This is a genomic window from Roseovarius sp. CAU 1744, from assembly GCF_039839345.1.
In the GTDB taxonomy this organism is placed as follows: Bacteria; Pseudomonadota; Alphaproteobacteria; order Rhodobacterales; family Rhodobacteraceae; genus Roseovarius.
The window spans coordinates 113,014-126,186 of record NZ_JBDOQV010000003.1 but is presented as its reverse complement, the minus strand read 5'-3'; the positions used below and the strand labels follow the sequence as shown (position 1 = coordinate 126,186).

Here is a 13,173-nt window from a genome sequence, read left to right as displayed (position 1 = left end):
GGCTGCGCCATTCCCTCAAGGAAAGGAAAACAACATGGCTGACGGAGATCTGCCCAAAAAACCAGCGCTGGCGCGCGATGTGAACCGCATCGGTGACAGCTTCATCTTCCCGCCCGCGGTGATGGATGACATCCACATCAAGTCCGAACTTGGCCGCTACCGGATGCGGGGATTCTCGCTGTTTAAGAAAATCCCGCACTGGGATGACCTGACCTTCCTGCCCGGCACGCTGACGCGGTTCGTGATCGAAGGCTACCGCGAGAAATGCGAGACCAAGACGGTGATCGGCCCCCGGGCCAAGAAACCGCTGGAACTTGACATCCCGGTCTATATCACCGGCATGTCCTTTGGCGCGCTGAGCTACGAGGCCAAGACGGCGCTGGCCCGGGGCGCGACGATGGCCGGCACGGCAACCTGTTCCGGCGAAGGCGGGATGATCCCGGACGAGCGCCGCTACAGCTCGAAATGGTTCTACCAGTGCATCCAGTCGCGCTATGGCTTCAACCCGAACCACCTGGTTCTGGCCGACGGTTGCGAATTCTTCATCGGTCAGGGCTGCAAGGTGGGCCTTGGCGGTCACCTGATGGGTCAGAAAGTGACCGACCAGGTTGCAGAGATGCGCTCGCTTCCCGCCGGGATCGACCAGCGTTCGCCCGCCCGTCACCCCGACTGGCTGGGACCGGACGACCTGGCGCTGAAGATCCAGGAAATCCGCGAAGCCACCGACTGGCAGATCCCGATCCAGCTGAAACTGGGCGCGAGCCGTGTCTATGACGACGTGCGGATGGCGGTCAAATGTGACCCGGACAGCATCTATATCGACGGGATGGAAGGCGGCACCGGTGCCGGCCCGCACCTTGCCACCGAAGATACCGGCGTGCCCGGCATGGCCGCGATCCGTCAGGCCCGCAAGGCGATCGACGATCTGGGCAAACGAGGCGAGATCACGCTGGTCTATGCGGGCGGTATCCGCAACGGGGCCGATGTTGCCAAGGCCATCGCGCTTGGCGCGGATGCCATCGCCATCGGCCATTCGGCGATGATGGCGCTGAACTGCAACAAGGATATCCCCGAGGCCAACTACCCCGAGGAAATCGGTGCCGAGCCCGGCTACTGCTACCACTGCCACACGGGCCGCTGCCCGGTCGGCGTGGCAACGCAGGATCCGAAACTGCGCGAGCGTCTGGATCCCGATGCGGCGGCGGAACGTGTGTACAATTTCCTGCACACGCTCACCATCGAGGCGCAGCTTTTCGCCCGTGCCTGCGGCAAGACCTACCTCCACTCGCTGGAGCCCGAGGATCTGGCGGCGCTGACGATGGAAGCCTCGGCCATGGCCGGTGTGCCGCTTGCGGGCACCAGCCACACGGTCGGCATCGAAGACTATCACCACCTGTAAGAGGTGAGCCGAAGCCCCGCCCTGCCGGTATCGCGCAGGGTGGGGTGGCACTCACCACCCGAAAGGAGAAACAAAATGGCTGGAACACAGTACCGCGGCTCGGAGATCACCGATGTCGATCAGTTCCTGAAAGACGCTGACGGGCTCGGCTCGGAGCGCGAAAAGGAAATCGGCCAGCATATCGGCTATCGCTACGATGTGAACCTTGTGCCCGATTACAACCGCATCACCCCTTACCTGGAAAAATACATGGAGGTGATGGGTTGGGACGACCTGAACTGGCTGGAAGACGTTCACATGGGCTACGAAGAAGGCATGCCCGCGGTGTTCGACCGGAACAATAACGGCTGGATCCGGGTGCCGGATTCGATCGCACTGCCGGACAACCAGCAGGATCGCGACATGATCGCGCGCGAACTTCTGCTGAAGTTCCAGATGTCGGACCGCCATCCGCTGGTCAATCTGCGCAAGGCGTATATGAAGTTCTGAACTATGTCGCGCCCGCTTGATATCGCCTGTCTCCAGACTCGGCCGATGCCCGAATTCGCATCGGCGCTGGACGAGGCGATGCCGCTGGCCACCTCGGCGGTCACGGCGGGCGCGGATATCCTTTTCCTGCCGGAATATTGCGGCGGGTTGAAAACCGACGGCCCGCGCGTCACCCCGCCTTCGGCACCCGCCGAGGCGCACCCGTTTCTGCAGGCGATGCAGGACTTCGCCGCGCGCAAGAAGGTCTGGGTCAACCTTGGCTCGATTGCCGTAGACGGCCCGGACGGGCGGATCATCAACCGCGGCTACATGCTGGACGATACCGGCAAGATCCGGGGGCAGTACGACAAGATCCACATGTTCGACATCCAGTTGTCGGAAACGGAAATCTACCGCGAAAGCGCCTGTGTCAGCCCCGGCGAGGCCGCTGTTATCCACGACACGCCCTTCGCCCGGATCGGCCACACGATCTGCTACGATCTTCGGTTTCCCGATCTTTTTCGCCGGCTGGCGCAGGCGGGTGCCGAGATCATCATCTGCCCGGCAGCGTTCACCCGCAAGACCGGCGAAGCGCACTGGCATATCCTCAACCGTGCCCGTGCGATCGAAACCACGCGTTTCGTGATATCTCCCTGTGCCATCGGCCCGGTGCCGGGCGGCGGCGAAAGCTATGGGCATTCTCTGGTGGTCGACCCCTGGGGCGAAGTCATCAGCGATGGCGGCACCCTGCCCGGTGTGGTCCAGGCGCGCATCGACCTCGACAAGGTGGCCGAGACCCAGGCCCGTATCCCCAGCCTGACCCATGACAGGCCCTTCACGTTCGCGACCGATACCAAAAGGAATGTTGCATGAGTTCCGTCGCCTCCCAACTGGGCGAAAGCTATTCCGATCATCCCCTGCGCAAGGCGTTTCTGCGCTGGCAATGCCGGGTGCGCCAGATGTCGATGCGCGATCAGGACGGGCGGCCCGACGATGCCATCATGCCGGGTGTGATGTTGCCCGGCGATGCCGAGCCGATGGGCCATATCATCACGGTGATGAGCAAATCCCCGGCCTATTCAGTGACCGCCGAGCTTACCCATATGTCGGCCAAGACCAACGACCCGGCTCAGCGCCGGGATGCCGCCTTGCGGTTTCTGGCAGCGGGATATTACCAAAAGGCCGAGGAGTTCTCGGACATCCTGACGGCGACCTTCCCGCCCGGTTCACCCGGTGCCGCGCAGATCCACTCGGCAGGCGAATGCCGCCTGCTGTTTGATGCCTATGCGCAGAAATTCGACCTATCCTGCAAGGTCTGGCGGCTGGCACCGCATAACCTGCTGCATCAGGCCACCATCGCCCATAACAAGCTTTTCAATCCGGCCCTTCCTCCGGATACGGAGGTGCTAGGGTTCGAGCCCGCCTGGGCCGCGAGCAGCTCGGATCCAGCTTACAAGTGACAAGATGCCTTTCGGGCAGAAGACCGGTGCGGCGTGATTGCCCGGCCCGGCGCTGTCTCTGAAATGATTGAAACACGATTATCGTGCCGGCGGCGACAAACTGAAACACGGGCCCATTAACCCCTCGTCATCGTATTTTTAGAAGGACCTTTTACGATGACACAAGTTGATACTTTCCGCACAAACCCCACGCATGCGCGCGATTTTACGCCGCGCGGCCTGATGACCCGCATGGCCGATGCAATGGCCACGATCCGGGCTGCCCGAGCCTCGAGGGCGGCGATCGAGCATTTGTCCTATCACAGTGACGCGCAGCTTGCCGATATCGGGCTGCACCGTTCGGAATTGCAGGCCAGCAGGCTTGAAAGGGTTGCCGATACCAAAGCCCGGGCCATCATGCGGCTCTACCGCTAGGTGCGCCTGAGGCCATTCATTGCCGGGCGGTGGATATCGGCGATACCCGCTGCCCGGCCCGTTAACCGCCTTTCGCAGCTTACCCCGGCATCTTGGTCTTGCGCAGATAGGGCAGAACCGCTTCGAACTCGCCGAACCGCTCTTTTGCATCCTCGTTCGACACCGCCGGGGTGATGATCACGTCCTCGCCATGTTTCCAGTTGGCAGGCGTGGCAACCTGGTGATTGGCGGTCAGCTGGATCGAATCCAGCGCGCGCAGGATCTCATCGAAATTCCGCCCGGTGGTCATCGGGTAGGTCAGGCTCAGCTTTACCTTCTTGTCGGGCCCGATGATGAAGACGGTGCGTACGGTGGCGTTATCCGCAGGGGTCCGCCCCTCCGAGCTGTCGCCCGCCGCGGCCGGCAGCATGTCGTACAGTTTGGCGACTTCCAGCTTGGGGTCGCCGATCATCGGATAGCTGACGTCATTACCGGTCACGGTCTTGATATCGGCCTTCCAGCGGTGGTGATCCTCGACCGGGTCAACCGATATGCCGATGATCTTCGCATTGCGCTTGGCAAACTCTTGCGTCATTCCCGCCATCGTGCCCAGTTCGGTTGTGCACACCGGCGTGAAATCCTTGGGATGCGAAAACATGACCGCATATCCGTCGCCGATCCACTCGTGAAAGTTGATCTTGCCCTCGGTCGTGTCCGCGGTGAAATCAGGTGCCGTATCGTTGATGCGCAGAGCCATCGTCTTGTCCTCTCTCTGGTGTTTCGGTCAGTCTGTTTCGAAACTTGATCTATACTTGAAATCACATATTTCCGGCCTTGCAGGCCGGCTTGTCCCCTGACACAGTGCCGCAAAATTCACGGAGGTCAACCATGATCGAGAAACGCGATTTCTACATTGACGGCGCCTGGGTGGCCCCCAGCCAGCCAAATGATCACCATGTGATCGACCCGTCGACCGAGGAACCCTGCGCCGTTATTTCCCTGGGTTCCCAGGCGGATACGGATGCCGCGGTTGCCGCCGCCAAGGCGGCATTGCCGGGCTGGATGGCGACCTCTCCGGCAGAACGTATCGCTGCTGCCGAACGTATTCTGGACATCTATAACACGCATACCGAGGAGATGGCCAAGGCGATCAGTCTTGAAATGGGCGCGCCCATCGACATGTCGCGTCAGCAACAGGTGACGTCGGGCAGCTGGCACATCAAGAATTTCATCACCGCCGCCAAAGCCTATGAGTTTGACGCGCCCCTGGGTGATCACGCGCCGAACGACCGGATCATTCATGAGGCGGTTGGCGTCTGCGCGCTGATCACACCGTGGAACTGGCCGATGAACCAAGTCACGCTCAAGGTCATTGCGGCGCTGGTCGCGGGCTGTACCATGGTGCTGAAACCGTCCGAGGAATCGCCTTTGAACGCCATCCTCTTTGCCGAGATACTGGACGAGGCCGGGTTGCCGCCGGGCGTCTTCAACCTGGTGAACGGCGATGGCGCGGGCGTTGGCAGCCAGCTGACCGCGCATCCGGATGTCGACATGGTTTCCTTCACGGGGTCGTCGCGTGCGGGCAAGCTGATTTCCAAGGCGGCGGCTGACACGCTCAAACGCGTGAGCCTCGAACTGGGCGGCAAGGGCGCCAACCTGATCTTTGCCGATGCCGACGAAAAGGCGGTCAAGCGCGGCGTGCTGCACTGCATGAACAACAGCGGACAATCCTGCAACGCACCCACACGGATGCTGGTTCAGCGCGAGATCTACGACCAGGCGGTCGAAACCGCCGCAGAGGTGGCAAACAAGGTCACGGTCGGTTCGGCGCACGACGAAGGCCGCCACATGGGCCCGGTCGTGAACGAGGTGCAGTTCAACAAGATCCAGGACCTGATCCAGAAGGGTATCGACGAGGGGGCGCGTCTTGTCGCTGGCGGCACCGGGCGGCCTGACGGGCTGAACCGCGGGTTTTACGTCAAGCCCACGGTGTTTGCCGACGTGACCCCCGACATGACCATCGCCCGCGAGGAAATCTTTGGCCCGGTCCTGTCGATCATGCCCTTCGACACCGAGGAAGACGGTGTCGCGGTTGCCAACGATACCCCTTACGGCCTCACCAACTATGTCCAGACCTCCGATCCGGGCCGCGCCAACCGCCTGGCGCGCGCCTTGCGGTCCGGCATGGTCGAGATGAACGGCAAGCCCCGCTCTGCCGGGTCGCCGTTTGGCGGCATGAAGCAATCGGGCAACGGGCGCGAGGGCGGCACCTGGGGCATCGAGGATTTTGTCGAGGTCAAGGCCGTTTCGGGCTGGACCCCGGACGCCTGATTGATGCAGCTTGGCGCTTTTGTTCTGCATCTGACCCGCGCGGAGAAACGCCGGGCAAACGCGCTTGAGCTAAAGGAAAAATGCGGGCTGGATGCCGAAATCTGGCCCGCGGTTGACGGCGCGTCGCTGTCCTCTGCCGATCTGGCGGGCGTGGTGCGAAAACAGGTGTTCGATCCGCGCTATCCGTTTGGCCTGAAGACAGGCGAAATCGGGTGTTTCCTCAGCCATCGGCAGATGTGGGCCGAGATTGTCAGGCGTGGGGTTCCGGCGGCGTTCATCATCGAAGATGACGCCGGGCTGGATCTGGACGTGTTTCCAAAGGCGCTGGAGCTGGCCGCGCAATATATCGACAGGCTTGGGTACATCCAGTTTCAGACACGCAACCAGGGGGGACCAACGACGCTGGTGGATACGGCCGGCGGCAGCGCGCTGGTCGTGCCCGAACTGGGCGGATTGCGCACCACCGCGCAGATGGTCAGCCAGGAGGCGGCACAGCATCTGTTGAACAGCTCCCAGGTCATCGACCGCCCGGTCGATACGTTCGTGCAAAGTCATTGGCATACCGGGTTGCGCCCGGCGATGGTGCTGCCCTCGGGTGTTCTTGAAATTGCCGGGACGCTGGATGGATCGACCATTCAGGGCGGGCGGAAACCGCTGATCGAAAAGGTCCGAAGAGAGGTTTCGCGCGGCCTGTATCGCCGCGCGGTCAAGCGACTTTCTCGTCGCAGCGAGGCGCCGAAGGAGGGTGGGTTGCATGGCTGACCGCATTATCTCGCGCCTATTCGGCGGGGCTGGCAACCAGCTCTTTCAATATGCCGCCGGGCGCGCGCTGGCCGATCATCTGGGGTGCGATCTGGTGCTCGATTCACGTTACGTGGCGGGCAGCGCTGACAGGGGCGATTGCTTCGAGCATTTCAGCAACGCCCGTTTCACCCGCGATGCCGACCTGCCGCCGGCAAAATCCGACGGCGCCCTGCGCTATGGCCTCTGGCGCAAATTCGGACGTGACCCGAAATTTTACCGTGAAAGCGGGCTGGGTTTTGACCCGGCGTTTTTCGATTTGCCGCCCAATACCTACCTGCATGGTTACTGGCAGTCGCAGAGATATTTTGCGGCGATCTGCGACCAGCTTCGCGAGGATCTGGAATTCACGACCGACCTGAACCCCGCCAATGCCGAGATGGCGGCGCAGATCGCCACCGCACCCACCCCCGTGGCCCTGCATGTGCGGCGTGGCGATTACATCGCCTCTGGCAGCTACGCGGCCTGTTCGCCGGAATATTACCGGGCCGCCACCGACCTGCTGGCGGACAAGTTGGGCGGGCCGCTTACCTGTTTCGTGATCTCCAACGATCCCGCCTGGGCACGCGACAACCTCGAGTTGGGGCAAGAGAGTGTCTTCGTCGATCTCAACGACGAGAAAACCGGCCATTTCGACCTGCGCCTGATGTCGCTCTGCGCCCATAACGTGATCGCCAATTCCACCTTTTCCTGGTGGGGGGCCTGGCTGAACGCGCATCCGGGTAGACTGGTTGTCGCTCCGAAGGACTGGTTTGCCAAGGACGCGCTCAGCAACCCCGATATCTGCCCGGAAGAGTGGCTGCGCCTCTAGTGCCGGCGGCGCAAAGCCTCTAAGACGCTGACCATGATGCCCGATACAGAGATCGCCAACGCCCGCTTCGTGCCCGGGACCGTGCACAAGCGCGATATCTTTTCCGAGACGATTTCGGGAACGCTTGAGGGTGTCCCCGGTTTCCCGGTGGTCTTGCGCAAACTTGACGGCGTGCCATTCTATGTCCGGCCGATCGCCTGGTTTCTGGCCCGCAAGGAGATCAGGGGGCTGCGGGCCGTGCAGGGGATCGACGGTACGCCGGTGCTGGTGCGCGTGGACAAGACCGGGCTGTTGCGCAGCTGGACGCAGGGCACGCCATTGCAGCTGGCCAAGCCCACCGATCCCGCCTGGTACCGCGATGCCAAAAGGCTGTTGCGCCAGATGCGTCGCGCGGGGGTCACCCATAACGACATTGCCAAGCCGCAGAATTGGCTGATGACGCCGGATGGCCGCGCCGCGGTGATTGATTTTCAACTCGCCTCGGTCCACCGCCGCCGGGGCGTATTGTTTCGCACCATGGCGCGCGAGGATCTGCGCCATCTGCTGAAACAGAAACGCGCCTATGCGCCCGAGCTGCTGACCGCGTCCGAGCACCGGATGCTGGCCACCAAGGCCCTGCCTGCGCGGATCTGGATGGCCACGGGAAAACGGCTCTACAATTTCATCACCCGCAGGCTGATGAACTGGTCCGATGGCGAAGGCACCGAGGACCGCATCAGCCGGGATGGCCCCGCCCTGATCGCCGCGCTGACCGCGGACCCGCGCGTGACCGGGGTGGCGCTGCACACCTACGCGCTGCCGGCCAAGGGGGTCGGGCTCTATGCGTTTGTCGAGTGCGATCTGCCGGTGGCCGCGCTGCGTGCCCTGGCGCCCGAGCCCAGGCCGGAACTGATTCAGCCGGTCAAGTCCCTGCCGCGGACCGCCGAGGGCGCGGTGCGGGAGGACGCGTTGAACCTGATCGCAACCAACCGTCTGGACGAACTGGAAATGCTGCAGGCTGACGACCCGGTGCTTGCCGCCGCGCTCAGGCCAATTGTCGCCGGGCGCCTTAACCTGACGGATCGGGTCTTGCGTCGCTAGAACAAGCCCTCCGGCGGATCGGCGACGATACGGCCGGTCGCCAGATCGACAGTGGGAACGGCGGCAATGGTGAACGGTAGCAGCACGCTCTCTCCCAGGTCAGGTTTCACTTCAAGCAGGTCCGAGGCGCCGTGGTTCAGCACGTTTGCGACCCGGCCCAGCAAGGTGCCGCCGGTGTCGTAGACCTCAAGCCCGATAAGGTCGGCATGGTAATATTCGTCATCCGGCAATGCCGGCAGGACATCGCGGTCGACATAAAGCCGCATCCCGCGCAACGCATCCGCCTGTTCCTTGGTCTGAATGCCGGTCAGGCGCGCGGTAAACCCGTTCTTGGTCTGGCCGATCAGGCTGACGCTGAAGCTTTGCTGACCGTCTTCGGAATATAACGGGCTGTATCCGCCGATGTCCTCGGGCACGGCGGTAAAGCTTTTCAGCCGGACCTCGCCCCGCACGCCGAAGGCGCCGGCAATGGCCCCGACACAGATACGCCCCTTGTCATTCATTCGCTTGTCTCCGGTTTTGCCCCGGTGCACAGCCCTGATTGCATCTCGCCGCCGGCGGCGACGCAGCGTTCACCATGCTGGAACCGTTCATAGAAGACGCCCGCGACAAAAACCATCGCCAGCGTTATCAGGGTGCGGACGGGGCGAAACATCTCTCAGCGCACCTCGATCGGCAGGGTGCCGCGGCGGGCCTCCCAGCCGGCGGTTTCCAGTTCGGGGGTCAGGGTTTCTTGCTGGGGCCAGCCGACGCAGAGATAGGCCACCAGCCGCCAGTCGGGGGGCGTATCCAGATCATGGCAAAGCTGCGCGGGGTCCAGAATAGACACCCAGCCCACGCCCAGTCCGGCCGCCCGCGCCGTCAGCCAGAATTGCGTGATCGCACCGACCACGGAATAGGCCCGCGTTTCGGGCATGGTGGCCGCGCCCAGCCCGTCGCCCTTGGCGGTTTCGTCAGCGCAGAAAACCGCCAGTTGTACCGGCGCCTCCTGCATGCCCGAGAGTTTCAGCCCGCTATAGAGCTTTGCCTTGTCACCGTGATAGCCCGCCAGGGCATCGGCATTGGCGGCTTGAAAATTGCTCAGCGCCGCCTGCCGGCTTTCGGCGCTTTGAACCCGCACGACGCGCCACGGTTCGCTGAGGCCGACGGACGGGGCCAAAAGGAAACTGTCGAGGCACTGCGTCAGCACAGCCTCGTCCACAGCCTCCGTGCGGAAGCGGCGCACGTCACGCCGCCACCGCATCAGGTTTTGCAGGTCTTTCTGGAAGTCTTGGGAAAACTGCGACATTCCAGCTTGTGCCTGTCTTACTCTTCCGCTGCCGCTTCTTCGGCGGGTGCCTCCTCGGCGGGGGCTTCTTCTTCGGCCGGAGCGGCGGCTGCTTCGGCTGCGGCGGCGGCCTTGGCGGCTTTCTCTTCTACACGCTCTTTCGCCTTGGCGCCAGGTTCACCCTTTTGCGGGTTGTTGCGTTCCTTCTTCTCCAGGACGCCGGCGGCTTCCAGCATCCGGCTGATCCGGTCGGTGGGCTGTGCGCCCTGACCCAGCCAGTATTGAACGCGTTCCAGGTCCATTTTCACGCGCTCTTCGCTATCCTTCGGCAGAAGCGGGTTATAGGTGCCCAGTTTCTCGATGAAACGGCCATCGCGCGGCATCCGCGAGTCGGTCGCAACAATGCGGTAGAAGGGACGTTTTTTCGAGCCGCCGCGGGCGAGACGAATTTTCATAGCCATGGTGTTTTCTCCTATATCCTAGCTATTTGAGGGGCGAATGCCCCGTCATTCCTGGTGTTTCTTGTGGTGTTGGATGACTTCGCCGATGATGAAGTTCAGGAACTTCGTGGCAAATTCAGGGTCGAGATCGGCATCCAGCGCCAGGCGCTGAAGCCGTTCGATCTGCTGGCTTTCGCGCAGCGGATCAGAAGGGGGCAGGGTGTGGCTGGCCTTGAGCCGCCCGACCGCCTGCGTGTGCTTGAACCGTTCCGCCAGCGTATAGACCAGCACCGCATCGAGCCGGTCGATGCTGTCGCGGTGCTCTTTCAGCAGCGTCGCGGCGATCTGGGAATGTTCATCAGTCAACGGGCATTCCTTTCGGTTTGAAAAGCGGGTCGCAATAATGGCTGATCTCCAGCTCGATCCCGTCGGAAATCTGGCTGGAGCGCAATTGCGCAGGTGATGGGTGACGATAGACCGCGTCGTTGCCGTCGATGGTGGCCGCCTCGTGGTCCTTCACCGCGCCCAGACGTTCGGCAAGGCGAATGGAGTCGAGGTTCTTCGGGTCGATATAGCTGACCGCACCTTCCCATCCCAACTGGGCGTAGAGATACCCGCGCGCGGCATGTGCCGCCTCAAGCGCATATCCCCGGCCCGCTTTTTCGGGCCAGATGATCCAGGCGATTTCGCGCTCGGGCCAGGCCGCCGGGAACCAGCCGCCGGCCATGCCGAGCGTCTCATCGGTATTCTTGTCGTGGATCATCCACATGCCGTAGCCGCGGATGTTCCAGTGGCCGATTTCGGCGGCATAGAGCATCCAGGCCTCGTATTTGTTGAGCGGCCCGCCCATGAAGCGGGAGCGGTACGAGGTGAAGGTGGCCTTGAAATCGGGGTAATCCTCCGGCTTCGGGCTGCGCAGCACCAGGCGTTGTGTTTCGAGGGTCGGAATAGCACCATCAGGCATTCTGGTGCCCTCCCGGTGCCGGGTGACGATAGATCAGCGTCCGGCCGCCGGCGGGATCGTCGATCTGGCCGTCGGGATAGGCTTCCAGCCGTTCGGCCAGGGCGATCGAACGGGTGTTGCCGGGGCTGATGAAGCTGACCAGCGTCGGCCAGCCGAGCCTGCCGAAGGCAAAGTCGCGGACCGCGGTTGCCGCCTCGGTTGCATACCCCTGTCCTTCGGCAGCTTCGCTGAAGATATAGCCGAGTTCCGGTTCGGGGTCTTCCGGATCGAAGCCGAGCAGAACGAACCCCAGAAGGCCGCCCTGGCGATCTTCTACCGTCCAGAGCCCGTGGCCGCGCAGCACCCAGCCCGCGACCATCTGGTTGAAGTCAAGCCAGGCTTCGTCGCGGCCCGTGAGGGCGAAATGTGCCCCCCGCGGGCCGGTGACAATACCGGCATAGCTGTCGAAATCGGCGATCCGGGGCGCGCGCAGACGCAGCCTTGGGGTGTGCAGTTCAGGGATCCGCGCCGCCAGCCCGGCGGCGATGGCCGCCGCGGGTCCGGTCGATGGTGTTTCGCAGGGCATCTTCATCGACGCACCTCGCGGGGGTGGCGATAGATGTGACAGGGGGTACCCAGCAACCGGCCTTCGCGTTCGAACTGCGCGCCGAGCCGCCGGGCCAGCGCGACGGAGCGCGTGTTTTCGGGGTCGATATAGGAGATCACCGCGTCCAGACCGAAATGTTCGGCCGAATAGGCCCGGGCGGCGTGCGTGGCCTGGAACGCATAGCCTTTGCCCTCGAAGCCATCGTAAATGTGCCAGCCAAGCTCCGGTTCATCCCAGCTGTCGTTGAAGATCATGCCGACGCGGCCCGCCACACGACCCGTCTGGCGATGCTCGACCATCCACATGCCGTAGCCGCGCAGGGTCCAATGGCCGATCCCCGCCATGAAGGACCGCCAGCTGCTCCAGCGGTCCTGTGGACCACCGACGAAACGCGCCCGCTCGGAGGCGCCGAAGGCGGCAAACGCCTCGAAATCCGTTTCGCGGTATTCGCGCAGGATCAGGTCGTCGGTATTGATGGTCGGAACTTGGCAGGCGGTCGTCATGCGGTCGCCTCCGGCCTGGATGTCGTGCCGCCGGTCATCCCAAGCGCCGCAGGTGCCGGGTGCCGATAAAGCAGATCCTCGCCCAAATGCACGTTGTGATAGGTGCGTTCGTACCATGCACCCATGCGTTCCGCCAGCGCGACAGAGCGGTCATTGCCGGGTTTGATATTCGATGTGAGCGTGGTCATCCCGAGATCGAGATAGGCCCATTCGCGCGCCCGCTCCGCCCCCTCGCGGGCGAGCCCCTTGCCTTCGAACCCCTGGAAGAGGATCCAGCCCAGTTCCGGCTCGGGCCAGCCCTCGGGATTCCAGAGGCCGGTCAGGCCGCAGGCGGTGCCCGTCTCTTTCAGCTCCATCGTGAAGAAGCCATAGCCATGCAACGCCCAGTGCCCGACCGAGGTGGCGAGCCAGCGCCAGGCGTCGGCGCGGTTCATCGGCCCGCCAAATCCCCAGGAGCGGCGTTCATCGGCGTAGAACTCCGCAATCGGGTCGAAATCCCGAGCTTCGGGTCCGCGCAGGATCAGCCGGTCGGTCTCCAGCCGGGGAATGGTGAGAGTGAGACTCATGACGGCGCGATCCAGTTGTCGCGCTGCCGCGCGGCTGATTTCGGCGATTTGTCCACGCAATACCCTGCCGCGACCGCTGACGCGGGTGTCGAGGACGGGAGCCT

General features: G+C 63.1%; 19 protein-coding genes. 9 read left to right on the top strand and 10 right to left on the bottom strand.

Translation table 11 applies throughout. The features are described 5' to 3' along the window. Positions 1-34 precede the first annotated feature (34 nt). The 5 genes from AAFO92_RS07090 (at position 35) to AAFO92_RS07070 (ending at position 3,741) form a co-directional block, all read left to right on the top strand. Complete coding sequence (locus tag AAFO92_RS07090; protein ID WP_347534019.1) at positions 35-1,399, top strand: FMN-binding glutamate synthase family protein; 1,365 nt, start codon at positions 35-37, stop codon at positions 1,397-1,399. A gap of 75 nt (positions 1,400-1,474) precedes the next feature. Then, positions 1,475-1,888, top strand: coding sequence for a hypothetical protein (locus AAFO92_RS07085; RefSeq protein ID WP_347534018.1), 414 nt, complete (start codon positions 1,475-1,477; stop codon positions 1,886-1,888). A gap of 3 nt (positions 1,889-1,891) precedes the next feature. Then, positions 1,892-2,740, top strand: coding sequence for a carbon-nitrogen hydrolase family protein (locus AAFO92_RS07080; protein ID WP_347534017.1), 849 nt, complete (start codon positions 1,892-1,894; stop codon positions 2,738-2,740). Then, complete coding sequence (locus AAFO92_RS07075) at positions 2,737-3,327, top strand: hypothetical protein (RefSeq protein WP_347534016.1); 591 nt, start codon at positions 2,737-2,739, stop codon at positions 3,325-3,327. The genes AAFO92_RS07080 and AAFO92_RS07075 overlap by 4 nt, the downstream gene beginning before the upstream one ends. Positions 3,328-3,483: 156 nt before the next feature. Beyond that, complete coding sequence (locus AAFO92_RS07070) at positions 3,484-3,741, top strand: DUF1127 domain-containing protein (protein ID WP_347534015.1); 258 nt, start codon at positions 3,484-3,486, stop codon at positions 3,739-3,741. 79 nt (positions 3,742-3,820) lie between these two features. On the opposite strand, the gene AAFO92_RS07065 is transcribed toward AAFO92_RS07070, so the two are convergent. Next, a complete protein-coding gene (locus tag AAFO92_RS07065) occupies positions 3,821-4,477 on the bottom strand; it encodes a peroxiredoxin (protein WP_347534014.1) in 657 nt (218 codons plus the stop codon). 131 nt (positions 4,478-4,608) lie between these two features. Here AAFO92_RS07065 and AAFO92_RS07060 point away from each other — a divergent pair, with 131 nt between their 5' ends. Genes AAFO92_RS07060 through AAFO92_RS07045 form a run of 4 tightly spaced genes read left to right on the top strand, consistent with a single transcriptional unit; the run spans position 4,609 to position 8,743 of the window. Continuing rightward, complete coding sequence (locus AAFO92_RS07060; protein WP_347534013.1) at positions 4,609-6,051, top strand: aldehyde dehydrogenase family protein; 1,443 nt, start codon at positions 4,609-4,611, stop codon at positions 6,049-6,051. A gap of 3 nt (positions 6,052-6,054) precedes the next feature. Next, positions 6,055-6,813 carry a glycosyltransferase family 25 protein gene (locus AAFO92_RS07055; protein WP_347534012.1) on the top strand — a complete coding sequence of 253 codons (759 nt, stop codon included), beginning with the start codon at positions 6,055-6,057 and terminating at the stop codon, positions 6,811-6,813. After that, positions 6,806-7,663 (top strand): alpha-1,2-fucosyltransferase, encoded by an 858-nt coding sequence (locus tag AAFO92_RS07050; RefSeq protein WP_347534011.1) that lies wholly within the window; start codon positions 6,806-6,808, stop codon positions 7,661-7,663. Before AAFO92_RS07055 ends, AAFO92_RS07050 begins: the two co-directional genes overlap by 8 nt. A 33-nt stretch (positions 7,664-7,696) precedes the next feature. Beyond that, positions 7,697-8,743 carry a serine/threonine protein kinase gene (locus AAFO92_RS07045; protein ID WP_347534010.1) on the top strand — a complete coding sequence of 349 codons (1,047 nt, stop codon included), beginning with the start codon at positions 7,697-7,699 and terminating at the stop codon, positions 8,741-8,743. Here AAFO92_RS07045 and rimM read toward each other — a convergent pair. From rimM to AAFO92_RS07000, 9 genes are read right to left on the bottom strand one after another with little or no spacing between them, the layout of a single operon-like run. Next, complete coding sequence (gene rimM, locus AAFO92_RS07040; protein ID WP_347534009.1) at positions 8,740-9,246, bottom strand: ribosome maturation factor RimM; 507 nt, start codon at positions 9,244-9,246, stop codon at positions 8,740-8,742. The genes AAFO92_RS07045 and rimM overlap by 4 nt on opposite strands. After that, a complete protein-coding gene (locus AAFO92_RS07035; RefSeq protein ID WP_347534008.1) occupies positions 9,243-9,398 on the bottom strand; it encodes a hypothetical protein in 156 nt (51 codons plus the stop codon). Before AAFO92_RS07035 ends, rimM begins: the two co-directional genes overlap by 4 nt. A gap of 3 nt (positions 9,399-9,401) precedes the next feature. Further along, entirely contained in the window at positions 9,402-10,031 is a 630-nt protein-coding gene (gene bluB, locus AAFO92_RS07030) for a 5,6-dimethylbenzimidazole synthase (RefSeq protein WP_347534007.1), read from the bottom strand. Between the two features lie 17 nt (positions 10,032-10,048). Then, positions 10,049-10,471, bottom strand: coding sequence for a 30S ribosomal protein S16 (rpsP, locus tag AAFO92_RS07025; protein WP_347534006.1), 423 nt, complete (start codon positions 10,469-10,471; stop codon positions 10,049-10,051). Between the two features lie 45 nt (positions 10,472-10,516). After that, positions 10,517-10,816: a chorismate mutase gene (locus tag AAFO92_RS07020; protein ID WP_347534005.1), complete on the bottom strand. Its 300-nt coding sequence runs from the start codon at positions 10,814-10,816 to the stop codon at positions 10,517-10,519. Further along, positions 10,809-11,414: a GNAT family N-acetyltransferase gene (locus tag AAFO92_RS07015; protein ID WP_347534004.1), complete on the bottom strand. Its 606-nt coding sequence runs from the start codon at positions 11,412-11,414 to the stop codon at positions 10,809-10,811. Before AAFO92_RS07015 ends, AAFO92_RS07020 begins: the two co-directional genes overlap by 8 nt. Then, complete coding sequence (locus tag AAFO92_RS07010) at positions 11,407-11,985, bottom strand: GNAT family N-acetyltransferase (protein ID WP_347534003.1); 579 nt, start codon at positions 11,983-11,985, stop codon at positions 11,407-11,409. The genes AAFO92_RS07015 and AAFO92_RS07010 overlap by 8 nt, the downstream gene beginning before the upstream one ends. Continuing rightward, positions 11,982-12,503, bottom strand: a complete 522-nt coding sequence (locus AAFO92_RS07005; RefSeq protein WP_347534002.1) for a GNAT family N-acetyltransferase — start codon at positions 12,501-12,503, stop codon at positions 11,982-11,984. Before AAFO92_RS07005 ends, AAFO92_RS07010 begins: the two co-directional genes overlap by 4 nt. Then, positions 12,500-13,069, bottom strand: coding sequence for a GNAT family N-acetyltransferase (locus AAFO92_RS07000; protein WP_347534001.1), 570 nt, complete (start codon positions 13,067-13,069; stop codon positions 12,500-12,502). Before AAFO92_RS07000 ends, AAFO92_RS07005 begins: the two co-directional genes overlap by 4 nt. Positions 13,070-13,173 lie beyond the last annotated feature (104 nt).

Coding starts and splice junctions, on each gene's coding strand:
- rimM (WP_347534009.1), bottom strand. CDS start 9,246: ATGAATGACAAGGGGCGTATCTGTGTCGGGGCCATTGCCGGCGCCTTC.
- AAFO92_RS07045 (WP_347534010.1), top strand. CDS start 7,697: ATGATGCCCGATACAGAGATCGCCAACGCCCGCTTCGTGCCCGGGACC.
- AAFO92_RS07090 (WP_347534019.1), top strand. CDS start 35: ATGGCTGACGGAGATCTGCCCAAAAAACCAGCGCTGGCGCGCGATGTG.
- AAFO92_RS07055 (WP_347534012.1), top strand. CDS start 6,055: ATGCAGCTTGGCGCTTTTGTTCTGCATCTGACCCGCGCGGAGAAACGC.
- AAFO92_RS07005 (WP_347534002.1), bottom strand. CDS start 12,503: ATGACGACCGCCTGCCAAGTTCCGACCATCAATACCGACGACCTGATC.
- AAFO92_RS07035 (WP_347534008.1), bottom strand. CDS start 9,398: ATGTTTCGCCCCGTCCGCACCCTGATAACGCTGGCGATGGTTTTTGTC.
- AAFO92_RS07050 (WP_347534011.1), top strand. CDS start 6,806: ATGGCTGACCGCATTATCTCGCGCCTATTCGGCGGGGCTGGCAACCAG.
- AAFO92_RS07080 (WP_347534017.1), top strand. CDS start 1,892: ATGTCGCGCCCGCTTGATATCGCCTGTCTCCAGACTCGGCCGATGCCC.
- AAFO92_RS07070 (WP_347534015.1), top strand. CDS start 3,484: ATGACACAAGTTGATACTTTCCGCACAAACCCCACGCATGCGCGCGAT.
- AAFO92_RS07060 (WP_347534013.1), top strand. CDS start 4,609: ATGATCGAGAAACGCGATTTCTACATTGACGGCGCCTGGGTGGCCCCC.
- AAFO92_RS07085 (WP_347534018.1), top strand. CDS start 1,475: ATGGCTGGAACACAGTACCGCGGCTCGGAGATCACCGATGTCGATCAG.
- bluB (WP_347534007.1), bottom strand. CDS start 10,031: ATGTCGCAGTTTTCCCAAGACTTCCAGAAAGACCTGCAAAACCTGATG.
- AAFO92_RS07010 (WP_347534003.1), bottom strand. CDS start 11,985: ATGAAGATGCCCTGCGAAACACCATCGACCGGACCCGCGGCGGCCATC.
- AAFO92_RS07065 (WP_347534014.1), bottom strand. CDS start 4,477: ATGGCTCTGCGCATCAACGATACGGCACCTGATTTCACCGCGGACACG.
- AAFO92_RS07000 (WP_347534001.1), bottom strand. CDS start 13,069: ATGAGTCTCACTCTCACCATTCCCCGGCTGGAGACCGACCGGCTGATC.
- AAFO92_RS07075 (WP_347534016.1), top strand. CDS start 2,737: ATGAGTTCCGTCGCCTCCCAACTGGGCGAAAGCTATTCCGATCATCCC.
- AAFO92_RS07015 (WP_347534004.1), bottom strand. CDS start 11,414: ATGCCTGATGGTGCTATTCCGACCCTCGAAACACAACGCCTGGTGCTG.
- rpsP (WP_347534006.1), bottom strand. CDS start 10,471: ATGGCTATGAAAATTCGTCTCGCCCGCGGCGGCTCGAAAAAACGTCCC.